Below are 23675 nucleotides of genomic sequence, written 5' to 3'. Positions count from 1 at the left end.
AGATGCCGATGCGCTCAAATTTCTATAGGGGAAAGAAACCCCTGTGAATGCTGGCACTTTCATGACACATAACGGTGCAGGCGGGTTATATTACACCTTTAATCCGAATAATTATGACACGATTGCCATTACGTTAGAGCCCGATGCTCATGGCGTTATGCCCAGAGGAAAGCCAGTTCTGGCTGCTGCATTGTTAAAAAGCTAATCTATTCTAAATGAGGTGATTTGAGATGAATGAAATTCGCACATTACGACAAGAGGAGCTTCTAGAGAGTTTTTCTCTATCTGAATTTGCTTTTCAATATGAGCTTACCGCAGAGGAAAAGGCAGAGCGGATAGGCTCTACAGATCCTAATCAAGTGTGGGGTTATTTCGTTGACGGCGCTATGGCTGCAAAGCTCACCGTACTTAACTTTCGGACTTGGTTAAACGGGAAGAGCTTCGCAATGGGCGGTATTGCGGGCGTTGCAACATGGCCTGAGTACCGACGCAATGGGATGGTGGGGCAGCTTCTAGTTCAAGCGCTTAAAGCGATGAGAGAACAGGGGCAGACAATTTCCTTTCTTGCGCCGTTTAAGTTTGAATTTTATCGGAAATATGGCTGGGAAACCTACGTGGATTATTTGAAATATGAAATTCCTGTAGATAAGCTTCCTAAGTTTCAAGCTGCTGAGGGCAGCTCGATCTTACGTGTAGCGAAAAGCGGAGAGATTTTGGATCCGATCTACGCTAAGTTTGCAAAAGCATACAATGGTATGATGGAGCGGGATGCGGACTGGTGGAATAATCGCTATTTGAAGTTTAAAAAGGGTACAGCTGCTGTCTACACGAACGCTCAAGGGGAACAGCGGGGCTATGTATTTTACCAGATAAAGGACTCGTTGGCGACCATCCATGAGTTGGTTTTTCTTGACGAGGAAGCAAGACGCGGCTTATGGAAATTCATAGCAGATCATGATTCGATGATCACCAAAGTCGAAGTGAAAGCACCTGTAGATGACCAACTTCCATTTCTGTTGCACGATCCAAAGTTCAAACAAGAGAAGATTACTTATTTCTCGGCGAGAATTGTGGATGTAGAAGCTTTTCTGACGGAGTATGTGTTTGAAGCCCGCGATGGGGCGGAGACCATATATCTACATATTTCAGACACGCATGCGGATTGGAACAAAGGTGTCTATCGATTGCAGTTTACTGACAATGGGAAGGCGGCCGTTGTAGCGAAGTTATCTGAAGATGAAATACCTGCTGGCGACCATCTACTAAGCTGTAACATACAGACGTTGACGGCTTTGTTCATGGGTTATCAGAAAGCAGGATTTATGGCCCGAATCGAGCGTCTTCAAGGCTCTGAGGAACTTGTTAGCCGGTTGGAAGATGCGATTCCGCGGCGGATTACCTATTTAGCGGATTTCTTTTAAATAAATAAAAAAAGACGGCACCTTTGGTATAAAACCATAGGGGCCGTTTTTAGTTACGAGACCATTTCGGCGAAGTTTCTCTGTCCTTTACCGAATAAAGTGGCTTGCTACCTTTGGCGGTATTTCCAGAAAATCATGCAACTTCGGACTAAAGAGTGACTTAGAATGGTTGCATCGGATTGCCGCAAACTTTATCGTTGCCCCTCAACTGTTTCAGATCATCCAATTCTTCCGCCGATGAAATGTCCCGATAGGAAGGTCATGAATGGTCAGCCATTGTTCCAGCCAGCCCGGCTTGTTCAGTCGGTCTTCGGTGTAACTGCTGCCTCTTCAGTCGTGAAAATCGCTTTTCATAAAATCGTCCCATAACATTGTGCTTCATCTCCATTTCTTTTATGTGATGCGTCTGTGTTGTAACAACCAAAATATCATTTATCTAGTTACTTGCCAATCGTCATGGTTCATGATATAGTACATTTCGTAACCATCGTTATTAAAATAAATGGTTACGTAAATGAGGGAGGAATTCGTTGGCCCCACTATACCGGATGGAACATACGGTGAATCCAGAATTTCGCTGATAATTTAGTTATCCTATTATTCAAAGGAGGAGTTCACATTATGTATAACGCAATCGTGATAGGAACAGGTCCTGCAGGATTGACCGCTGCTATTTATTTAGCACGTGCCAATCTGGATCCACTTGTCATTGAAGGCCCCGAACCAGGCGGGCAGTTAACCACCACAACAGAGGTTGAAAACTTTCCAGGGTTCCCGGACGGAATTATGGGACCGGAACTCATGGCTAACATGCGAAAGCAAGCAGAGCGCTTTGGTGCTAGATTTCGTACAGGCTGGGTTAATAGCGTCGATTTATCTATTCGTCCATTTAAGCTGATGCTTTAAGGCAGAGAAGAGCTTATAACCAAAACATTGGTACTTTCGACCGGTGCTTCGGCTAAATATCTGGGTATTCCCGGCGAGAAAGAAAATATTGGGCATGGCGTGAGCACCTGTGCCACTTGTGACGGTTTCTTCTTCCGAGGGAAAAAGATCATCGTTGTAGGCGGTGGCGACTCCGCCATGGAGGAAGCTCATTTCCTTACGAAATTTACTTCCGAAGTACGTGTTGTCAATCGTCGCGAGGTGCTTAGAGCTTCGAAAATTATGCAGGACCGCGCTTGCAATAACAGTAGAATTACGTGGAGCTTGAACAAAACACCGCTTGAGGTAGTAGCAGGCAGCAACGGAGTAAACGGGTTGAAAGTAAGAAATAATACGACGGGTGAGGAAGAAATTATCGAGACGGATGGCATTTTCGTCACAATCGGTCACACGCCGAATACGAAATTCCTAAACGGACAATTGGAACTTGATGAAGTCGGTTATCTAATTGTTAAACCGGGCACTTCCGAAACAAGCATCCCTGGCGTGTTTGCATGTGGAGATGTCAAGGACAACAAATATCGTCAGGCGATTACGGCCGTGGGTAGCGGTGCAATGGCAGCTATCGATGTCGAGAAATTTTTGGAGCATAACGAAAACCATTAATTCACAATATATGGAGAAGGGATCGATAACCATGGAACGTATTCAAACACAACAGCAATTTCAGGAGAAAATCAACGGTGAAGGCTACACAATTATGAAATTCGATGCGACTTGGTGTCATGATTGTAAAAACTTGGAACTGTTTATCGGTGATATTATAAACGAACATTCGGATAAGCAATTCTATGCTGTAGATTCCGAGCAATTCGAAGAGCTTACCGAAAAATATGACGTCAGAGGAATTCCCAGCTTGCTCGTATTTAAGAGTGGGGAGAAATTAGCTCATCTGCACAGCAAATTTGCAAAGACCCCTGCACAAATCCGAGAGTATTTGGATACGATCAATTAATTCGTAACATTAACCCAATATCGAACGTTTTCTTATTTACCAATCCCCACTATTTGAAAGGCGATGAATACGATGTTTCCACTTCGCAATGTGAAACGCAGCTCGACGGATACCGACAAAATCCAGCACTTTCTTAAACAAGCCCAGATTGGATTTCTCGGCCTATCTTCAGAAGATGTTCCTTATGTCATTCCACTCAATTTCTCTTGGCTGAACAACGCCATTTATTTTCATGGGGCGGAAGAAGGAAGAAAAATCACTTATATCAAGCAAAACCCTCGAGCCTGTTTCACCATCAGCGAAAATTACGGAACCATCACGAGCCCGATACCCGCTAAAACGGATACCGCCTTTATGAGTATCATCATCGAAGGCAACTTGGAACGCGTAACCGATTTAGACGAAGCTACGGCCGCCATGCAGGTCATGCTGGACAAATATGTGCCAGGCTATTATGATCGGCCGCTGGGGCGGAGTCATTTGGATCGGTACGTTTCCCCACTAGGTAGTAAAACCGCCATCTTTAAATTAAGCGCGGAGTCCTTGACAGCCAAAGAGAAAGAAGAAATCCCGGATCGCATGTTCTATGAAGGTAGAACAGTTCAGAACGACCGGGCGTAACTCCTCTGTTCAAAGAACCGCCCGAGATAGCCACAACGGTTGTTTCGGGAAAATCAGATTTCGATCGCGGCTCTTTTCGTGCTCGGAACCTTCAACCTTCATCAGGTTGTCGCAAGATTTCTCGTGGCAAAACCGTTTAGAGCGGTTCCGGGATACGCCGTAGTAACTTTATTTCATAAACAATCGAGGAGCGATACTAAATGAAAACAACTATTTTCGAAGAATTGATCAATATTAGAGCACAAACACTGGGAAAATTGGAAGGCCTAACTGAGGAACTCGCGGACCGCATTCCTGCTGGTTTTCGCAATAATATCCGTTGGCACCTTGGTCACATCTATTTCGTTACGGATTACTTGGCGCTATCGCAGCTGAATATCCCGCTTCATCTGCCAGAAGGGTTTACTGATCGGTTCGTTTCCGGAAAGTCGCCATTGGACACGTACCCCGCTTCGCTTCCTAATCCGACATTGCCAGAACTGAAAACCTTGCTGACAGAACAGCTGGATAGAATTCGCAAGCAGTATCCGATGGACCGCTTGAACGAAAATGTAGCTGCGATTAATACGTCCACGGGACTCGCTCTAGTAACTCCAGAGCAATCGCTCCGCTATAACCTATACCATGAAGGATTGCACTTCGGAATCCTTTCCACTTATAAAAGATTATTGTCCCAAGAATAGCAAAAGCGAAAAATAGCCTCAAAATGAGAGGTTCCTGATAAAATTCGTCGGAATAGAAAAAGGTACAATCACTTCCAAAGAAGAAGCGATTGTACCTTTTTTCTATCTATTTTCCATTGATCCGGCTAACCGGCAAAGTAAACTATTGCTGAAAGGCGATGAATAGCCTGTCAATGGTATGCAGCGAAGCCATTTCCGATGGAGCCCATTCGCGCTGATGTGAACAAAAATACATTTAACACGAAATAAGAAAAACAAAAACCCTCGAGGGTAGTTCAGTCAAATAAGGGGCAGCACCAGATCCAGATAACTGGGATAGAATGCAAGCCACCTTCTCATACTAACTATGAGACAATGGAGGTGAACGCTATGCCCAAAAATGACGCCGATCCCAAGTATGACCGTGAAGATAACAAAGCAGATAAGAAAAACAATCAGCAAAATAACGCTAATTTCATGGAAGAAGCTCAAACGCTATCGAGCAACGAGGCACCTGATTACGTCCCAAGTTTAAATGGTATCCCCAAGAATCAAGTTTAAGTAACTGCAGGCTGCTCTTCTCATCCCAATAGGATGGAGAGCAGCCTTTCTAGTTTTTTTCTGGTTGTTCTGCCCTAAATAAAAAAAGCTGATTTCTTGAGAAGTAAATCTCAGAAATCAAGCTTTTTCTTATAAGCTATTTTAATTGGATAGTTTGTAAACTTTAATGGTTTGGATACCAAACTTCTGCAAGGATTTCTTGGATCCTGGGATAAAGATATCAACACGTTTGCCTTTGATTGCACCGCCTGTGTCTGTTGCATAAGCATACATGCCGCCTGCAGGTAGGCCATTGAAATTATAACCTTCTATATAGAGCTTAGATCCAAGAGGAATCACCGAGGGATCAACAGCAACGGTTCCAATACCTAATGGATTCCCCATATAATCAAAAGCTCCGTAGCCGCCATTCTCAGATGGATCTGCTGAATAGGCAGTAGATTGAAACAATTCATAATCTGGCGCATGCTTATTGCCATCTTTACTTAGAATAGCTAATTTGCTGCTAGCGTCCCACTGAACGGGAATATCGGATGCTTTGCTTAAAAAACGAAGAGGAACGTATACGCGTCCATTTTGGAATTCCGCATGTGTGTCCATCTCGACACGGTTGCTATCGATTTCAGCTTCCTTTTGTCCCGATACTAAGGTAATCGAATGTTTGTCGTTATTTAGCGTGACCTTGATCTCATCGCCTTCTCTTTGCCACTTCACGTCATAACCAAGCTTCTCCGTTACGAAACGAATCGGTACTTGGGTAGAATGATTGTCATCTAGAAATGGTTGAGCATCCGGAAATTGAACCAAGTCATCATTGACTTGCACTTTCACGTCCATCTCAGCGGCATGCGCCGTAAATGGGGAAAGAAAGCCTCCTGCCAACACTGTTAAAGACACAGCAAGGCTAGTTAACCCTTTAGTAATTGTATGCAATTGGTAATCCTCCTTCAATGAGCCTTCGAGGTTAGTTGACGGGTTCGGGAAGAAGGTTCTCCCTAGTCTGCTCCTTTGAAGAGCAAATATTCACCCCATGTAAATCGTCCCCCGTACCGGCACTTTGTCTGTGCACCGGACTCGGCTTCAAATAGTTTAGCATTCGAGGCTCGGCGGGACAACGACCAAAATATGGATGGAGGTCTTAGCACGTACTGGACTTAGGTCTAGGTACAAAAACAGTCGCGAGTCCGTTTTGACGTATAGCTGTTTCAGGTACGATAGAAGCATGAAGAACACGTGAAGGGCGGTAAACAGAATGAGTATGGATCGATCAAAAGGGTTGGCACTAGTTTTAATCACGGCAGGTTTACTTATTTGTCTGCATCATTTGGGTGGTCATGTTCATTTAATGGGCTTTTTATTCCCGGCAGCTATGCTTGGATTAGGCTATGTAGGGATTAAGAATGGGAAGAAAATTGGATGGTTTTTCGCCGGCTTGGGCGGCTTGATACTGACTATTAAACTATCGGGCTTCATCGCGATTGCGTTCGCAGCATGTTTAGTGGTGTATGGTATTCATTTATTGAAGAAACGAAATGAATTTTAAATCAACAGTAATGGGGGTGTAACAACATGAGTATATTGGATCGCATTGGAAAGATGGCAGAAGCAGCATGGCATGAAACGGCCGGCAAGCTTGATCACCATGATCGGGGGAGCAGCATGATCGAGAAGCTGGAACAGCGCTATCAGGATGCGCTGCAGCGAACTATTGAACTGCGAAGCCACAGTGTGAACGCAGAGGAGATGGCGCAGCTGCGCGGCGAGCAGGCCGAGCTGGCGATGCGCGCCGGCGATGAAGAGCTCGCGCGGCTAGCGCTGCAAGAGAAGCAGCGCGAGGAAGCCGCTTGCGAGCACTACCGCGCGCAGTACGCGAGCAGCCAGGACGTGTGCCTGGCGCTCGCGGATGAACTGCGCGGGCTGCGTGCGGGGCACGCAGCCGAGGGGGTGCAGCCGCCGAGCGGCGGGCTGCACGAGAAAGAGGCTCGCGATACTTGGCGCGAGCTGGAAGTGACCGGCCGCGAGCTCGGCCGGGAAGCGCTTCAGGGGCTCCGCGAAGCGGGCCGCCTGTCGCAAGAGACGCTGAAGGAAGCCGGCGGCAACCTTCAGCAGGAACTGCGCACGCTGCGCGGCAAGTTCCAGCAAGAGTGGCAGCAGCATCGCTCCAGTGATGATACCGATCCGCGCGGCAAGAAATAGCCGCGTGTTATCCCTCCAGCGCCTGATAAGTAGGCGCTGAGGAGCCCTTGACCTCCATGATTCATACGGAAGCCTTGCCGCGCAAGGATTTGCATCTTGGAGGTCGTCCATTCTTATGGTATGCTAGGAATCTATATGAACTAATTAAAAGTCAGCCAGAGGAGGTGCAGCGATGGGAGAAGAAACTAAAAGCAACCGTAACCGCAATACAGCACTAGTGCTGATTGGAGCCGGTCTTTTTTTGCTTCTAGATCATACGATAGGCTTTTTCCCCATTCTTGCCATTATCCTCATCTTGCTAGGCATTCATCGGGTCCGTTCACGCAAAGAGCGCAAAGGTTATGTACTGATCGGCATAGGGGCAGTGATTTTATTCGGTGATCACATTACTATCGTGTTCTCTATTGTTTTAATTTCGCTAGGTTTGTTTTTCATACGATCTAAGCAAGTACACAAAGACGATACGTACATGCAAAAGCAGAAATTGGTGGATAGCGTCCGTTTAGGCCGTGAGCCTTGGATTTTACGGAACAGTTCAACTTGGTACATTATTGGAGAAACCTACATTGATCTTTCACTTGCGATTTTGGAGCAAAAGGAAACCACGGTCATCCTGCAAGGTGTTGTAGGGGATGTAGATATAAAAGTGCCGGAGGATATCGGTGTCGCTGTGACGGCTTCCATCTCATTTGGGCAGATTCAAGTTGCGAATGAGCGTGAGTCAGGGGTTATGAACAAGCTGATTTGGCAGTCCCCTAACTATGAACTTTGCGATCACCGCGTGAAACTTGTGCTTTCTTACATCGTAGGAGATATCAAGATCAAAGTATTGTGAGAATGTGCGCTTAGGCACGCGTAAAGATCTCGAGGAGGTTCATCACCAATTGGACGGCTATAAACGGCGATTAACGAATATGATATGGCGCAGCATGAGTGAATCGATCATCTTTAGTTTCGTTGTGTTTGGCGCGATCATTTATTTTTTGAATTCACGCAATCTGATAGTGCCCTTTACGAGTTGGCAAGAGGGCGTTAAATTTACATTCATGGCAATTTTGGTAATAGGCGGCATTGGCGCTGTGTATGGCTTCTGGAATAGCAACCGAATTACTCGGAGGCTTGAGCCGATGATGGAAACGATGATTTTGCTCGAAAAAGGGACGTTTGCCCGCGGCGGCTTCCAACACGGTGAAGATGAAATCGGACGCCTAGGGGATCAGTTAGGCCGTATTATGAAAAGGTGGGAAGAGCAGGTTACTTCCCTACAACGCTTATCCAATGATAATGCGGAGCTTGCGGAGAAAGCTAAGCTGTCTGCCGTAATTGAAGAAAGACAGCGATTGGCGCGTGAGCTTCATGATGCGGTGAGCCAGCAATTATTTGCGATATCGATGACGGCAACAGCAGTAGGGCGGACCTTGGATAAAGATTTCGAGAAGGCTAAACGGCAAATTCATCTCATCGAGGAGATGGCTTCTGTTGCCCAATCGGAAATGAGAGCCTTGCTTTTGCATTTAAGACCTATCCACCTGGAAGGAAAACGACTGTCCGAAGGACTTGTCGAGCTTCTGAAGGAGCTTGCGGCTAAAGTGCCCATGGCGATTACTTGGGATATGGACGAGGATATCCGCTTGAATAAGGGGATTGAGGACCATTTGTTCCGTATTGTACAGGAGGCGCTTTCTAATGCTCTGCGTCATTCTAAGGCGAATAAGCTGGAAGTGAAGCTGCTGCATCGTCCTGACGGTGTTCGGCTTGCGATACGCGATGACGGGGTCGGATTTGAATTAGATGCTAAGAAGCTTACATCGTATGGTATAGTGTCCATGAAGGAGCGGGTTAATGAAATTGGCGGCTCTGTGGATATCATTACGGCGCCTGATCGAGGTACGCGTATTGAAATTCGTGTGCCTATACTGGCTACTGAATATTCGGTTGAAAGTTAATCCATTATCATAGATTGCCTGGCAAAAATAGTTTCTATCGAGAGGAGAAGCAAATGGAAGACACGTTGATCAAGGTTTTACTTGTCGATGACCACGAGATGGTCAGGATCGGACTGGCAGCTGTACTAGGGACAGAGGATGGTATTGAAGTGGTCGGTGAAGCCAGTAATGGTCATGATGGCATTCGGCTAGCACAGGAATATCGACCGGATGTCGTGCTCATGGATTTGGTCATGGAAGGCATGGACGGTATCGAAACGACAAGGAAGCTGCTGCAACTTTACCCCGATTGCAAAGTCATTGTGTTGACGAGCTTCTTAGATGATGAGAAAATGTATCCAGTGATTGAAGCAGGGGCTTTCAGCTATTTGCTCAAAACATCACGTGCCTCCGAGATCGCCCAAGCGATCAGAGCGGCGGCTAAAGGGCAGTCCATTCTGGAGTCACAGGTCGCCTCCAAGATCATGAATCGTTTTCGTCAGCCTAAGCCGGCTGCAGAACCGCATGAGGAGTTAACCGATCGTGAAATGGAAGTGCTTCGCTTGATTGCGAAAGGTAAATCCAATCAAGAGCTGGCGGATGATTTGTTTATCGGTGTGAAGACGGTAAAGTTTCACGTCACCAATGTTCTGGCCAAGCTAGGTGTAGAAGATCGAACACAAGCCGCCATCTATGCCTTTAAACATGGTTTGGCTGAATAGCAAATAGTCACAAGGGAGCGATACGAATGAATCTATTAAAGCAAATTTGGAGCTGGTTTGGTTCCATTGCCATTTCGTTTATTTTAGTCGTATTTCTTGGTGTTTTCGTGTTCCAATCCACAAAGGTAATGGGACATTCCATGGATCCGACGCTGCATGACAGTCAACGCGTGTATGTATCAAAGCTTTCTCATACGTTTAAATATGAACCTAACTATGAGGATATTGTTATTATCGACTCCAGAGTCGATCTTAAGAGAACCTTCAAGAACGACTTGTTAGACAGCCCATTGCTCAGTTTATTTACGAGTGGTGATGATAAACATGTCTGGATCAAACGGGTGATTGGTAAGCCGGGAGATCAATTGGAGCTTAAGGACGATAAGATGTACCGCAACGGCGTGCCACTTGATGAGCCTTACATTAACGAGGCAATGAGGGCTAATGGGAACAAGAAATGGACAGTGCCTGTCGATCATATTTTCGTGATGGGAGATAACCGAAATAATAGTATGGATAGCAGAGTGATCGGATACATCCCTCTTGATCATGTATTAGGTAAGAAGCTATTCTAATAAAAGCGACCCTCTGGGTGAGCATGCATGTGCATGGGCTCATTCGAGGGTCGTTTTTTGTTTATATCAGAAAGTATAAAATCAGGGTTGTTTTTTTGAGAAATTGATATAATTTAATAATATGATATGTTGCATAATTAAGACTGTCGATTGATTCAATATGTCTCTCATAACTGGTATTCAAAGCTCTAAAATTTGATTTTAGAGTCATTCTAGCTTTCATGAAGGCAAATGGGCTATAGCGGTTACCAATGTTGTATTTTGTTCAACAATTTGCACCCCTAAAGGCGATTTTGCAACTTGAAGTTGCAGTTTGTACAACATTTTGAGCCCATTTCTTGCAAAATGACCTTTATAGGACTAAATTGTTGTACATGATGCAACAATAGAGGGGAAAAGGCGAGATTTAGGCAGTAATTGTTGCATTTTCTACAACATCAATCTACGGCAAATAGGGATTCTCATTTCGGTCGATCATCTTCGAACGACATCGATAGAGGTTTATCTCGACACGATTCAAGTGTACCTGTGTACCATCCAGAACATTTTTAACAAGATTTATGCAATTCTGAATTGTCACTCACATCTGAATATCAAGCAGCAATCCACTCATCGGTACCGGCAGATAAGCTTGGAGCTGAGATCGATATTGGCCGTAAGGCTTAAGCTGTGAACGAGACATTTGGAACAACGACTCCGATGGCAATTGCTGCAATTGTCCTATCGAATTCGAGAGTGTGGCGGCGAAGTTTGTAATGCTGCCAAGACTTTTTAACGTGGAGCTAGATTGGTTCTTAATTTGATCTTGAAGTTGATCTTCTTTGAGTTCTAAACTTCCGTCATCCAGCTTTGTTATCCCAATCTCTTTCAGAGAATAGGGCTTAGCGGCTTGCTCTAGTCCTATGAGAAGAGAACGATTCAAATACTCTGGAGAATCCCGCAAACTGTCCTGAAATTCATTATATGTATGTACGAATTGACGTATAGGTTCAATGATGGATTCGCTATCGGCTTCTGACGAAAGTGGTGTTGCCTTGTAAGCAATAGCAGAAAGTCGAGACTCCACCAAGGATTGTGCCGATTGTTTAACGTTCTGTGCAGATTGAACAAATTCGGCTACACCTTTCGCGGCAGACTGAGCGTGTTGTTTGTAGGCTAACTCTTCATAAGGCATGTCAAGAGGACGTCGAATGGTACTTGATTTACCTCCAGCAATACCGCTTACCGCGCTTACCCGGTAGTAGTCTTTGTGGGTTTGATAGCTGTTCAAAGCCATGATTGGGGGATATGCATAAATCATGGAGATCACCTCATTTTCGCTTAATCATAGTATAGCATTCGTAAGGGCTGGGGTAAATTGGTACTTGCTTTGTTAGAATAGTTAAAAAAAGCTGCCTAATCAAGCGGAGTCATTTGCAGTCTTGCCAACATAAGATAGCATTATTGCTTCTTGTGGAGGCGGTGCCAAGTGATACGCAAACGAATGGCTTCCATTGACGATCGAGCGATTCATCGATTAGTCGTTGAACAGTTAGTACCCTTTTCTAGACTTTATGACACAGGTACTTCTGTAACATTTTCAGAAATACGGAAGAGACTGAATCAGAACAAAACGTTTGTTACTGCCAAAGGGTATAAACAGCCGTTCGGATTCATCACGATGATTCGTAAATCGAGTGTGTTATTCATTGATATGCTAGCCATCGATTCTCGTGAGCAAGGGAGAGGCTGGGGACAGCAGCTTATGAAGGTCGCCGAAGAGTATGGGAAAAGTGAGCGCTGTGTGACGGCTGAACTTTTTGTTGATGAAAGCAACCCTAAAGCGATTCAATTTTACTTACGCAAAGGATACGAAGTCCATTCGTTTATTCCCGAGCTAAGCTGCTATAAAATGAGTAAGAAATTGAGAAGATAAGACAAAGGGCTGCAGATGATGGTTTCATCCACAGCCCTTTCATCATTCACTGAACATAGCTGCAACGTTTTCGAGTTGAATATCGATTGCGCCTCGATAGCCAGGGGCCGCGCCACCGAAGCTTAAGAGAGGAAGGCCAAAGGAAGAATACCCCTCTGCTGCTGTACCCGAGAATGAGGTTTGATCTGGGGATTTTGCTTGCTTCGCTTTAACTGTTTTTGATTTGGAAATGGTTTTTTTGGTTTTCTTCGTTGTCGTGTTGAGCTTTGGAGTGGCATCATCATTCAGGATCAGCTTGTTTTTTTCAATACGACTTAATACACCAAAGATTTCGGAGCCATCGTTTAAAAATATTAGAACAGGCTTTCCGTAAAAGCTTTGACAGGTTTTATCAGTAATCGGATATATAGGCTGCATCGTATCTTAGCACCTCCGTGTTATTGTGTACTTTCAGCCTATTCATGGCCGGGCGGAACGGTATAGACGAATGTCTATATTCTCATAAGAAAAAGTTATGAGAGAAAGTTCTCAGAAAAGTTGAATAGCTTGACTATTTTAGGTATGCTAAGCATATTAACTAATCCTAATAGAGAAAGAATGATGCATAGATGAGTGGAGCTGTGTTTTATATTTTCGGAGCAACGGGCGATTTGGCGAAAAGAAAACTGTTTCCTGCTTTTTATAGCCTATATCGTGAAGGAAAGTTAGGAGAAAATTTTGCCGTAGTTGGTTTGGCTAGAAGACCTCGTACGAATGAACAATTTCGTGATGATGTAAAGCATTCGATTGAGAATTTTGCCCGTTATAAAGTGACGGATGAGGCGGAATGGGATCGATTCGCGCAGCGTTTTGAATACATGTCATTGGATATCAATAATGTTGCTGGTTTCCATGAACTTAATGTACTGACAGCAGAACTGGATGAGAAGTATCAGACCGGCGGGAACCGCTTGTTCTACCTGGCTCTGGCTCCAGAGCTTTTCGGTAACGTATCGTACAACTTAAGTGAAGGTGGATTGCTCAAAACCAATGGCTGGCACCGTCTTGTTATTGAGAAGCCGTTCGGTTACGACCTGCCATCTGCTGAGCGCTTGAATGGACAACTTCGTCAAGTATTTGAAGAGCAAGATATTTACCGCATTGATCACTACTTAGGTAAAGAAATGGTACAAAATATTGAGTTCGTTCGTTTCGCGAATGCCTTCTTTGAACCACTTTGGAACAACAAATACATAGCTAACATTCAAATTACGTTAAGTGAAACTGTCGGCGTTGAAGAACGCGGCGGTTATTATGATCATTCTGGCGCCCTGCGAGACATGGGTCAGAATCATATGCTGCAAATGCTGATGATGATGGCAATGGAACCGCCAAGCCGTCTGCATCCGGAAGATATCCGTGATGAGAAGGTGAAGGTCCTGCGTTCCCTCCGCTTATTCGAATCCGGCGAAGATGTTCGTGCGAATGTGGTCCGCGGTCAATATGCGAGTGGCTCATCCAAAGGCAAAGCCCTGCCAGCTTACCGCGAAGAAGATTCGGTGAATCCGCAATCGACAACAGAGACTTATTTCGCAGCCAGGGTTCACGTGGATAATTTCCGCTGGGCAGGTGTACCTTTTTACATTCGTACGGGTAAAAGGCTGCCAGTTAAAACGACGGAGGTCGTTGTAGAATTTAAGAATATCCCGAATAATGTGTATTTGGCTAAGAAGCATGAGTTGGAGCCGAATTTGCTTGTTTTCCGTGTGAATCCGATGGAAGGCATCTATCTGAAAATGAATGCGAAGCAGCCGGGGTCGGAAGGCGTCATCGTACCAGTAGCGATGGATTTCTGCCAAAGCTGTCAGATCGGTATCAATACACCGGAAGCTTACGAACGCTTGCTTTATGATGCAACGCGTGGAGATTCCACGTACTTTACCCGTTGGGATGAAGTGGCGCTTGCTTGGTCCTATGTGGATCGTATTGCAGCAGCATGGAGTGAGAAGACGGAAGATCTGAAACACTACCCAGCCGGATCTTGGGGGCCTGAAGAGGCATCGAAACTCCTAAGCGATGACGGCTTCAAGTGGTGGCCGATTAACGGTCAAAATGAAGGTGAAGTTGATTGGGAAGCCGTTCAAAAAACAACGGTTTTAACCTAGTTGATTCAACCTTGACAAACGCGCTCGTTATGGACGGCGTAAGCCGTTTATCCTTGAGGTAACAAGCTTAACATCCAACTGGCGACTCTGCCTGTTGGATTTTTTTTGTGGTATAATAAATATTACGGAGTAAATTTTACTATTCATTACATGAGGTGCGTATATGTCACGAAGAGCTTTTATCAGATGGCTGCTGGCAATAGGGGCTGCACTCGTTGGTTTAAGTGCGATTTTTAGTCAAATGGTGAAGAAAAAGTTTATTCCAGATGCTCAGCCCGCCCTATCATCTGTGAAACCAGAGCCTTCTCAATCCGTGGCACAATCTTCGGCAGAACCCTTGCTGACAGGTCCCCTCATGTCCTATTTTATATTAAGCGACCTTCATATCAGTATAGGTGATGCACTTACGGGTAAGAAATTAAGACAAGCGCTTGATGATATTACACATTTTGACGGACCTGTTGATGCTATCATGCTAACAGGCGATCTGACGGACACAGGAACGGAACAAGATTATAAGGAGCTGCGTACCATTGTAAGTGAATATAAACTTCCGCCTGTTCATGCGAACATGGGAAATCATGATTATTACTCCATCTGGATTAATAAAGCGAATAACTGGGATCAAGCAGCTGTTCCTAACGGCAAAAGTGACGCGATGAGCCGAGAGTCGTTCAAGAAGTTTTTTGGTTACAAGCAACTCTACAATGATTTTACGACCAAGGGTCACTCCATCTTGCTGCTTTCACAAGAAGCGTACGTGCAGGAGAAGCCAGAGGTCGGTGAGGGAGCTTGGTATTCCGATGAGCAGCTGGAATGGTTTAAAGAACGGGTGAAAAGCCTCTATCAACCAGGAAGACCACTGTTCGTGATGACGCATCAACCGCTGCCAGCCAGTGGCACAGATGGAGGATCACATCAATTAATACGTGCAATCAAGTTCCGCGAGACGTTAAAGCCTTATAAGAATGTGTTCGTGTTCTGCGGACATCGCCATCAAGATTTCCAGAATGGGACACCGCATTATGTGAAGGAGTCTTTCCATTATTTCCACAATGCTTCGGTTGGAAGAACGCTTAACCGTGCGTACCAGCAAGAAGCCAAAAATAAAGCACAGGGCATCTATGTGCAAGTATTTGCGGATAAGGTCGTCGTGCGCGGCCGAGAGTTTAGCAATCGAACTTTCCTAGATGAAGCGAATTGGAGTATTGATTTGCAGAAAGTTCAAGCCTAATTCATAGTAAGCTATTAAATGCATGTTTAAAAAGCTCGCTTTCAGAACCGAGAAGGTTGGACGAAGTCCGGAGAAGGAGGAACGGAGCGTAGAGATTTGCTACGTGAGTACCGGACTTCCCGGTTTCGTTCAAGATTCGATGCCGAGATGCTTCCTGAATAACTTCGTTATCAAAGTGAACTTTTTAAACTACCTCTATATGTAAAACAAGAAGGGAATAATCTAACAGATGACAACTCAACTCACTAAACTTCTCGCAACAGAAGTCGCTAAGCGACGTACGTTCGCGATTATTTCTCACCCGGATGCGGGTAAAACAACATTAACCGAGAAACTGCTGTTATTCGGAGGCGCGATTCGCTTAGCCGGAACGGTCAAAGGACGTAAGGCTAGCAAACATGCGACATCCGACTGGATGGAAATCGAGAAGCAGCGTGGAATTTCGGTAACGTCCAGCGTTATGCAGTTCGACTACGAAGGGCATCGCGTGAATATTCTGGATACACCTGGTCACCAAGACTTCAGTGAGGATACGTACCGAACACTTACCGCTGCAGATAGTGCGGTGATGCTGATCGACGTAGCCAAAGGGGTCGAGATGCAGACGAAGAAGCTATTCCAGGTGTGTAGAATGCGCGGAATACCGATCTTCACGTTTATTAACAAAATGGACCGCGAGGGCCGTGATCCGTTTGAACTCTTAGAGGAATTAGAAGAAGTACTCGGTATTCGTTCGTATCCAATGAACTGGCCGATTGGTTCGGGTAAACAGTTCTGTGGGGTTTACGACCGCGGGAAATCACAATTAGAGCTGTATCAAGGTGAAGATCATAAAGAGATTCAAGTGCGCAAGGTGGATGGTGTTGATGATCCATTAGTGAAGCAAATTGCCGGCGAATTCTTGCACAAACAATTAAGCCAGGATATCGAGCTGCTCGATATAGCCGGGGATCCGTTTGATATGGAGAAAGTGCTGCAAGGTGAGCTTACACCTGTTTTCTTCGGCAGTGCGGTGAACAACTTTGGTGTGCAGACGTTTCTAGAGAACTTCCTTCAGCTTGCGCCAGCGCCTGAGCCCCGCAACAGCACAGTAGGCATCATAGAGCCTACCAAAGAGAAATTCTCAGGTTATGTATTCAAGATTCAAGCGAATATGAATCCAGCTCACCGCGACCGTGTGGCTTTCCTGCGAATCGTTTCTGGTAAGTTCGAGCGTGGTATGTCCGTGAAACATGTTCGACTTGGCAAAGACATTAAGTTAGCTCAGCCGCAGCAATTTTTGGCGCAAGACCGTGACATCGTTGAAGAGGCATTCCCGGGCGATATCATCGGCTTGTTTGATCCCGGTATTTTCCGGATCGGGGATTCCTTAAGTGAAGGGGAAGCGGTCGTTTTCGACGAGCTGCCTACGTTCTCTCCGGAGCTGTTCAGCAAAGTTTCGATCAAGAATGCTTTGAAGCAAAAGCAGTTCCTCAAAGGGATTGATCAATTGACCGAAGAAGGTATGATTCAAGTATTTACCACGATTGGTTTCGAGGATATGATTCTTGGCGTAGTCGGTCAACTGCAATTCGAAGTGCTTGAACACCGGATGAAATCCGAATATGGCGTAGACATTTTACTACAACGTCAGAACTATCAGTTCGCTCGTTGGATTATAGACGAGAAGCTGGATCCGAGTAAATTCCGCATTAACTCACAGCTGGTAAAAGATAAAAAAGGGAATTTCGTAGGCTTGTTCGAGAGCGAGTATGCGCTGCGATCTTCGATCGAGAAAAACCCGACTGCTAAATTTTTAACTAGCGCTCCATAAGTGTTGTAATTGAAGAAGAGGCTGTTTCCAGAACTTAATCTGGGAACAGCCTCTTCTTTCTATTTTGTCGCCAATGGATGGTTTGCTTCATACAATAGGTACGGGTTAATAAGTTGTCATTAAGCTAGCCCTAAGGAAGTGAATTAGAGACGTGCACCTCTTAATCATTGCTCCTGAACAAATTCCAGTACCGCCAGTTCTAGGTGGTTCCGTCGAAATATGCATTCATTCCATTGCACGGGAGCTTGCCAAAATGCATCAAGTTACCGTTATTTCGCGGCAGCATCCTAGGTATAGCCATATTTCGCGGCGAGGTCAACTTACGATAATAAGAGTACCTACGGGAAGCTCTCATACGTACTTGAAGGAAGTGCTTAAGGCAACCAAAGGAAAGACATTTGATTGGATTCAAGTTGATAACAGACCCCAGTATGCTGCCGTCATCAAACGCCATTTTCCGAAAACGCCAGTATCTTTATTCTTACATTCCTTAACTTTCGTAAAGCCGCCCTATGCTTCTGTTCGTAGATGCTCCAAGCATTTGAATAAAGTGGATTGTATTATAACTAACAGCAGTTCACTCGCAGAGGAGCTAACAAGACTGTATCCGAAACAACGAGATCAGCTTCACAAGATTTACCTCGGGACCGAATTGGCTAGATTTTGCCCAAAATCGGAGAAAGCGAGGAGACGTTTAAGAAGAAAGTATCGGGTTAGCAATAACGGTTTTCAGATCCTTTATGTCGGCCGACTTATCCATCGCAAAGGCATCCCTACTTTAATTCATGCTGTTCATCTGGCTAGAAAATCGATCCCTGGGTTGAAGCTGTTGATTGCTGGGGGCGAGCAAGGTAAGGGTTTCAAGGCGCTGCTTAAAAGGAAGGCTAATACGCTTGGAGTGCCAACAAAGTTTCTAGGTAATATTCCGCATCGAAAGATACATGAAGTATATGGACTCGCGAATTGTTTCGTTTGTCCTTCACAAAAGCATGAGGCATTTGGATTGGTGAATGTGGAAGCGATGGCTTCTGGACTTCCAGTTATCGCCTCGGATATTGGAGGAATTAAAGAGGTCATTCAGCATGAACATAACGGGGTTCTGATTAAAGAATTTCGAGATCCTCGCGCATTCGCACGGAGTATTGTGGCGGTGGCCGAACGGAAAGAATGGGCAGAGGGTTTAGCCAAACAGGCGCGGAGCGATGTCAAAAAGCAATTCAGCTGGCAGGCCACAGCACAATCTTTGGCCGACTTCTATAGACTGAAGCTGGAGGCAAAACATGAAAAATACGTCAAGGAAACCGGTTCGTCTTAGTAGAGCAAGGTACGTCACTAGCAAAATTGGCAAAACAAAAGCAATTGAATCAAAGGAAAAGCTGCGTCAATATGTTCCGACCACTAAACGAATGAATCAAGAGACACTAAGGGAAATGCTTAACCAATACAAAATGGTGTATATTAAACCCAATGTAGGTATGTTTGGAAACGGTGTTATACGTGTGGAAATGGCGGAGGAGGGGGCAGAAAAGCCATATTCGTATCAGTCAGGCGTTCGATTAAAACAGTTTAGAACATTTGATGAGATGTATGCATCCATCAGTAAAGTGACGAAAAAACGGCATTATTTAGTACAAAAAGGGATTCATCTGCTCAAATACAAAGGAAACCGGTTCGATCTTCGTGTTATGGTTCAACAAACGCCTCTTCACAAATGGGAGACTACGGGTGTAATAGGCAGAGTAGCCCATCCTAAAAAAGTGGTTACTAATTTCCACAATGGGGGAACATTGAAGCCGGTGGAAACGCTGCTCCACAAGTATTTGCCTTCAAGTAAGCGAAAGGTTTATGTCAAGAAGCTGCATGTTCTGGGGTTGCAGATTGCTAAGGCGATTAACACGCGTTATAAAGGGGTTAAGGAGATCGGTGTCGATGTTGCCTTGGACGATAAGCTGCATCCATGGATTCTTGAAGTAAATACGAGTCCTGATCCCTATATTTTTCGAAGATTGAGCGATAAACGTATTTTTGCCAAAATGAGACGTTATGCCAAAGCTTACAGCCGGTTATGAAATCATAACCGGTCTGTTGTTATTCCTATGAAAGGTTTGCTCAATTTCTATAGCGGATACGGGAGGACTTAATAAATAGCCTTGAATCGTCGTGCAGGTTGTTTCTTTCAATATTTCAAGCTGGCTCCATTCTTCTACGCCTTCTGCAACCACCTGCACTTCAAGAGCATGGCCGAGATGGATAATAGCATTTGTAATGGCCCAATCATCTTTATTGCTATGTATATTTTTAACAAAAGAACGGTCAATTTTGAGACAATGGATAGGGAATTGTTTCAAGTAATTAAGTGATGAATAGCCAATTCCGAAGTCATCGATCGAGATCGAAATCCCTTTCGTACATAGCTTATCCAGTACCGCGACGGTTGTATCCATATTTTGCATAATGGAGCTTTCGGTAATTTCAAATTCAAGAAAGGCAGGGTCGACGCCGGTTTGCTCAATAATCTGAATGGCCTTATCAGAAAAGGACTCATCTTGAAATTGGCAAGGGGAGATATTTACAGCAATTTGATAGTTCAAAATACCGGCCTCCAGCCATCTTGCTTTTTGGAGACAAGCCTCGCGGAGCACCCATTCACCAAGCTGTAAAATCAAACCGCTCTCTTCAGCAAGCGGAATAAACTCGTTTGGAGCAATTAAGCCGAGCTTCGGGTGATTCCAGCGCACCAACGCTTCCAAACAAATAATGTTTCCAGTGGAGAGTTCAAGACGTGGTTGATAGTATAAGATGAGTTGATTCTCAAGTATAGCCTTCCGCAGCTCAGTTTCCATCTGAACCTGATTGGAGAACCGCTGCACGTGCGATGAATGATAGGTGACAAGCTTGTTCTTACCTGTACGCTTAGCGGCTAGGAGAGCTTGATCAGCTTGATGCAAGGCTTGTTCGATCGTAGCAAGCGATATGTCGACAGCACTCATACCTATACTCACGGTAATATAACATTCTTGATCCATTACGATGAAGGATGTAACAAAAACGTGCTGGATGCTTTGAATGGTTTGGGAAAGCTGATCTTGGGTATTAGCATGTATAAGGAGAGCAAATTCATCATCTCCTGATTGAACAACAAGATCACAGCCGTGTATGGTCCGCAGACGATTGCCCACTGCTTCCAAAAGGAGATCGCCAGACTTGTATCCGAGCGAGAAATTAACTTGGCGAAACCGGTCAATATCAAGGATGAGAAGAGAACGTAAAAGGGCTGTGCGCTTAACATGATATTGACTTTCAATAGCCTGCTTTAATAATGCTTGAAGTCGCTGTCGATGGTGAATGCGAGTGATTATTTTCTTACCCCTAAGAATACCTAATGCTGCCGATGCGGCGAAGTGAAAAAGGCGCCAGACTGCTTTCATTGCTATCACTCATTCCCACATCATAGTTGTCCACTGTACCCCTTATCATAAGTCCAAATGCGAACAGTAGACAAGATTATAAATTAGTTATTTTTACAAATAATAGCAAATTTCTTGGTTAACTTTATGTAAAATTGATGAAAATGTCGAATTCTGTTGAATAAAATACTCAATAATTTTGTATTGACATGAATGGCTGTTGAATGAGAAAATGTACGCGTGTACATTGTTAGTTTAATGAATGAATTATCGGAGGCTTATGCATGGTGACGAGAAAAGAGGTTGCTGAACTAGCAGGTGTTTCAGAGGCGACCGTATCCCGTGTATTCAATGGGTTAGGCCCCATGAAGCCTGCTACGAAAGAGCGTGTACTTGAATCTGCTAAACAGCTCAACTATCATCCAAATGCTATTGCGCAAAGCTTCGCTCGGAGGCGCAGTGGTAATCTTGGCGTTGTGCTGCCCTATATGCCCAAAGTGCATCTCTTCTCAGCCTTTTATTTCGCGGAAATATTAAGCGGCATAGGGGAACAAGTAAGGGAGCAGGGCTACGACATGCTGCTGTCACTTTTAACACCGGATGAGAGTTTGGATTACACCCGACTTTATCGCTCGCAGAAGGTGGATGCTTGTGTCATCCTGGGTTCAAGGGATACTCCTCAGCAGCGGGAATCGCTAATGCAGCTGCAGGCGCAGGGATTACCTTTTTGTTTGGTCAATCAAAGCTTCGAGGGGTTAACCTTTCATGAGGTGGATGCGGATCATGTAGAAGGCAGTTATAGCGCTGTTCGGCATTTACAGGAAGAGGGCTATCGGAAGATTGCTTTTCTGAACGGTTCGCCCCAGTATTCGAACTCTGGCGATAGACTTCAGGGCTATAGGAAAGCAATGAGTGAAGCAGGTTTAGCAGTTCCGCCTGAGCTGCTTCTTGAAGGCAATTACAGCCGTAAAAGCGGTTATGAAGCGGCATCAGGGCTATGGGAACATCGGGATCAGGTGGAAGCGGTATTTGCGGCCAATGATCGGATGGCGATCGGTTTGATGCAAGGGCTCCGTGAGCGTGGTTGGATCGCTGGGCGCGATTTCGCTATTATTGGCTGCGATGATTCGGATGCTGCTAAGCTCAGCGATCCACCGCTAAGCAGCATCAATGTGCCTTTCTACGAGATGGGCAAAGAGGCGGCACGCAGTGTGCTGGCGGGTTTGCTGCATGGGGAAGGCACGAAGGAAACACGAATCAAGCTGCCAACCCGATTAGTTGTGCGAAAATCATCGAGAGCAATCATCATAAATGATTAATTGTTATAAGGATGAAAGAACTCAAGTTAATGCTTAGCTAGTTTTGCTAAGGCATCACTCTAAGGAGGCGCACTTTTATGAAATCATTCAATATCGGTATGGTTGGCTATAAGTTTATGGGTAAAGCACATAGTCATGCTTATAAGGATTTGCATATGTTTTTCCCGCAGACAGCGGTACCGAAGATGAAGCTAATCTGCGGTAGAGATGAAAGCGGTGTCAGCAGTGCAGCCGAACAATTCGGCTGGGACGGGTATGTCACCGACTGGCGCGAGCTGGTCACGCATCCCGATATCGACATCGTCGATATCAATGCACCCAGTGATGCGCACAAGGAAATCGCCATTGCTGCGGCGAAGGCCGGCAAGCATCTATTCTGTGAGAAGCCGCTGGCGCTGACCCTTGCCGATTCAAGGGAAATGCTGGAGGCGGCTGAAGCAGCCGGGGTGAAGCACATGGTGGGCTTCAACTACAGGTTTGCACCTGCGGTGCAGCTCGCGAAGAAGCTCGTCGAGAGCGGCCGCCTCGGCGATATCTATCACTTCCGCGCCTGGTTCCTGCAGGATTGGATCGTAGATCCAACGTTCCCGCTGGTCTGGCGGTTGCAGAAGGAGATTGCCGGCTCTGGGTCGCACGGCGACTTAGGCGCGCATCTGATCGATCTGGCGCACTTCTTAGTCGGTGACATGAGGGAGGTTATCGGCATGAGTGAGACGTTCATTAAGGAGCGGCCACTGCCGACTTCGATGACGGGGCTTAGCGCCAAAGGCAGCAAGGATGCACCGCGCGGACCGGTAACGGTCGATGATGCGACACTGTTCATGGCACGCTTCGCGAACGGGGCGCTCGGCAGCTTCGAGGCCACTCGTTTTGCGCCAGGGCACCGGTGCACGAATTCTTTTGAAATTAATGGCAGTAAGGGCAGTGTGAAGTTTGATTTTGAACGGTTGAATGAATTGCAGGTTTATTTTACAAGCGATGATGAGGATGTACAGGGTTTCAGACGAGTTCTGGCGACGGATCCGTCCCATGCTTATATGGATGCATGGTGGCCTGCAGGACATACGATTGGGTATGAGCACACATTTGTCCACGAAGTCGTTGAGCTGATGAACGCCCTTTCGGAAGACCGTCAGCCGGTCCCGAATTTCGTAGATGGTGTGAAGTGTCAAGAGGTGCTGGAAGCGGTGGATCAATCCATTGCGCAGCGTCGTTGGGTGAGTATTAGCGAAGTCTAAGGATAGATAAGTAGGAGAGGGG

General features: G+C 45.4%; 24 protein-coding genes, 1 pseudogene and 1 riboswitch. Of the genes and pseudogenes, 21 read left to right on the top strand and 4 right to left on the bottom strand.

What is annotated here, in order from left to right; genetic code table 11:
* Positions 1-43: 43 nt before the first annotated feature.
* The 7 genes and pseudogenes from ASG85_RS38030 (at position 44) to ASG85_RS38755 (ending at position 5165) form a co-directional block, all read left to right on the top strand.
* Complete coding sequence (locus ASG85_RS38030) at positions 44-205, top strand: hypothetical protein (protein ID WP_156390277.1); 162 nt, start codon at positions 44-46, stop codon at positions 203-205.
* Between the two features lie 25 nt (positions 206-230).
* Positions 231-1421, top strand: a complete 1191-nt coding sequence (gene eis / locus ASG85_RS20610; RefSeq protein ID WP_057307717.1) for an enhanced intracellular survival protein Eis — start codon at positions 231-233, stop codon at positions 1419-1421.
* A 621-nt stretch (positions 1422-2042) separates the two neighbouring features.
* Positions 2043-2972: pseudogene (gene trxB, locus ASG85_RS20605) on the top strand (thioredoxin-disulfide reductase).
* Between the two features lie 31 nt (positions 2973-3003).
* Entirely contained in the window at positions 3004-3321 is a 318-nt protein-coding gene (locus tag ASG85_RS20600; RefSeq protein WP_057307716.1) for a thioredoxin family protein, read from the top strand.
* Positions 3322-3393: 72 nt separating this feature from the next.
* Complete coding sequence (locus tag ASG85_RS20595) at positions 3394-3942, top strand: pyridoxamine 5'-phosphate oxidase family protein (RefSeq protein WP_060647632.1); 549 nt, start codon at positions 3394-3396, stop codon at positions 3940-3942.
* A 200-nt stretch (positions 3943-4142) separates the two neighbouring features.
* On the top strand, positions 4143-4625 hold the full coding sequence (locus tag ASG85_RS20590) for a DinB family protein (protein ID WP_057307714.1): 483 nt from the start codon (positions 4143-4145) through the stop codon (positions 4623-4625).
* Between the two features lie 369 nt (positions 4626-4994).
* Positions 4995-5165 carry a hypothetical protein gene (locus ASG85_RS38755; RefSeq protein ID WP_164484175.1) on the top strand — a complete coding sequence of 57 codons (171 nt, stop codon included), beginning with the start codon at positions 4995-4997 and terminating at the stop codon, positions 5163-5165.
* A gap of 141 nt (positions 5166-5306) precedes the next feature.
* On the opposite strand, the gene ASG85_RS39755 is transcribed toward ASG85_RS38755, so the two are convergent.
* Positions 5307-6098 carry a stalk domain-containing protein gene (locus tag ASG85_RS39755; protein ID WP_057307713.1) on the bottom strand — a complete coding sequence of 264 codons (792 nt, stop codon included), beginning with the start codon at positions 6096-6098 and terminating at the stop codon, positions 5307-5309.
* Between the two features lie 4 nt (positions 6099-6102).
* Positions 6103-6255: riboswitch (cyclic di-AMP (ydaO/yuaA leader) on the bottom strand.
* 162 nt (positions 6256-6417) lie between these two features.
* Between ASG85_RS39755 and ASG85_RS20580 the strand changes: the two genes are divergently transcribed.
* From ASG85_RS20580 to lepB, 6 genes are all read left to right on the top strand, one after another.
* Positions 6418-6708, top strand: a complete 291-nt coding sequence (locus ASG85_RS20580) for a hypothetical protein (protein WP_057307712.1) — start codon at positions 6418-6420, stop codon at positions 6706-6708.
* Positions 6709-6734: 26 nt separating this feature from the next.
* Complete coding sequence (locus ASG85_RS20575; RefSeq protein WP_057307711.1) at positions 6735-7361, top strand: PspA/IM30 family protein; 627 nt, start codon at positions 6735-6737, stop codon at positions 7359-7361.
* Between the two features lie 172 nt (positions 7362-7533).
* Positions 7534-8196 (top strand): cell wall-active antibiotics response protein LiaF, encoded by a 663-nt coding sequence (gene liaF, locus ASG85_RS20570; RefSeq protein WP_060647631.1) that lies wholly within the window; start codon positions 7534-7536, stop codon positions 8194-8196.
* A gap of 49 nt (positions 8197-8245) precedes the next feature.
* Entirely contained in the window at positions 8246-9307 is a 1062-nt protein-coding gene (locus ASG85_RS20565; RefSeq protein ID WP_060647630.1) for a sensor histidine kinase, read from the top strand.
* Positions 9308-9360: 53 nt separating this feature from the next.
* Positions 9361-10008, top strand: coding sequence for a response regulator (locus tag ASG85_RS20560; RefSeq protein WP_060647629.1), 648 nt, complete (start codon positions 9361-9363; stop codon positions 10006-10008).
* Between the two features lie 26 nt (positions 10009-10034).
* Positions 10035-10583 (top strand): signal peptidase I, encoded by a 549-nt coding sequence (gene lepB, locus ASG85_RS20555; protein WP_060647628.1) that lies wholly within the window; start codon positions 10035-10037, stop codon positions 10581-10583.
* A gap of 580 nt (positions 10584-11163) precedes the next feature.
* Here lepB and ASG85_RS20550 read toward each other — a convergent pair.
* Positions 11164-11883, bottom strand: coding sequence for a hypothetical protein (locus ASG85_RS20550; RefSeq protein ID WP_057307707.1), 720 nt, complete (start codon positions 11881-11883; stop codon positions 11164-11166).
* Between the two features lie 168 nt (positions 11884-12051).
* Here ASG85_RS20550 and ASG85_RS20545 point away from each other — a divergent pair, with 168 nt between their 5' ends.
* Positions 12052-12498: a GNAT family N-acetyltransferase gene (locus ASG85_RS20545; RefSeq protein WP_057307706.1), complete on the top strand. Its 447-nt coding sequence runs from the start codon at positions 12052-12054 to the stop codon at positions 12496-12498.
* Between the two features lie 42 nt (positions 12499-12540).
* Here the strand turns inward: ASG85_RS20545 and ASG85_RS20540 are convergent, their stop codons facing one another.
* A complete protein-coding gene (locus ASG85_RS20540; RefSeq protein WP_060647627.1) occupies positions 12541-12915 on the bottom strand; it encodes a hypothetical protein in 375 nt (124 codons plus the stop codon).
* 191 nt (positions 12916-13106) lie between these two features.
* Here ASG85_RS20540 and zwf point away from each other — a divergent pair, with 191 nt between their 5' ends.
* The 5 genes from zwf to ASG85_RS20515 all read left to right on the top strand — a co-directional run bounded on the left by zwf (position 13107) and on the right by ASG85_RS20515 (position 19758).
* Positions 13107-14642, top strand: coding sequence for a glucose-6-phosphate dehydrogenase (zwf, locus tag ASG85_RS20535; protein WP_060647626.1), 1536 nt, complete (start codon positions 13107-13109; stop codon positions 14640-14642).
* A gap of 163 nt (positions 14643-14805) precedes the next feature.
* A complete protein-coding gene (locus ASG85_RS20530) occupies positions 14806-15876 on the top strand; it encodes a metallophosphoesterase family protein (RefSeq protein WP_060647625.1) in 1071 nt (356 codons plus the stop codon).
* 229 nt (positions 15877-16105) lie between these two features.
* Entirely contained in the window at positions 16106-17689 is a 1584-nt protein-coding gene (locus ASG85_RS20525) for a peptide chain release factor 3 (protein WP_057307702.1), read from the top strand.
* A gap of 151 nt (positions 17690-17840) precedes the next feature.
* The gene (locus ASG85_RS20520) at positions 17841-19004 is read left to right on the top strand and encodes a glycosyltransferase family 4 protein (protein WP_060647624.1); all 1164 of its coding nucleotides are present in this window, start codon (positions 17841-17843) and stop codon (positions 19002-19004) included.
* Positions 18970-19758, top strand: a complete 789-nt coding sequence (locus ASG85_RS20515; protein ID WP_057307700.1) for a YheC/YheD family protein — start codon at positions 18970-18972, stop codon at positions 19756-19758. Before ASG85_RS20520 ends, ASG85_RS20515 begins: the two co-directional genes overlap by 35 nt.
* On the opposite strand, the gene ASG85_RS20510 is transcribed toward ASG85_RS20515, so the two are convergent.
* On the bottom strand, positions 19753-21117 hold the full coding sequence (locus tag ASG85_RS20510; RefSeq protein ID WP_057307699.1) for a putative bifunctional diguanylate cyclase/phosphodiesterase: 1365 nt from the start codon (positions 21115-21117) through the stop codon (positions 19753-19755). The two genes, ASG85_RS20515 and ASG85_RS20510, sit on opposite strands and share 6 nt — an antisense overlap.
* A 263-nt stretch (positions 21118-21380) precedes the next feature.
* Here ASG85_RS20510 and ASG85_RS20505 point away from each other — a divergent pair, with 263 nt between their 5' ends.
* Together ASG85_RS20505 and ASG85_RS20500 are read left to right on the top strand one after the other, a co-directional pair.
* Positions 21381-22415, top strand: a complete 1035-nt coding sequence (locus ASG85_RS20505; protein ID WP_057307698.1) for a LacI family DNA-binding transcriptional regulator — start codon at positions 21381-21383, stop codon at positions 22413-22415.
* Between the two features lie 77 nt (positions 22416-22492).
* Positions 22493-23653 (top strand): Gfo/Idh/MocA family protein, encoded by a 1161-nt coding sequence (locus ASG85_RS20500; protein WP_060647623.1) that lies wholly within the window; start codon positions 22493-22495, stop codon positions 23651-23653.
* Positions 23654-23675: the final 22 nt, after the last annotated feature.

The sequence above is a fragment of the Paenibacillus sp. Soil724D2 genome (assembly GCF_001427935.1).
Classification (GTDB): Bacteria; Bacillota; Bacilli; order Paenibacillales; family NBRC-103111; genus Paenibacillus_E.
The sequence above is the reverse complement of the archived record's forward strand: the minus strand, read 5'-3'. Positions and strand labels throughout refer to the sequence as shown.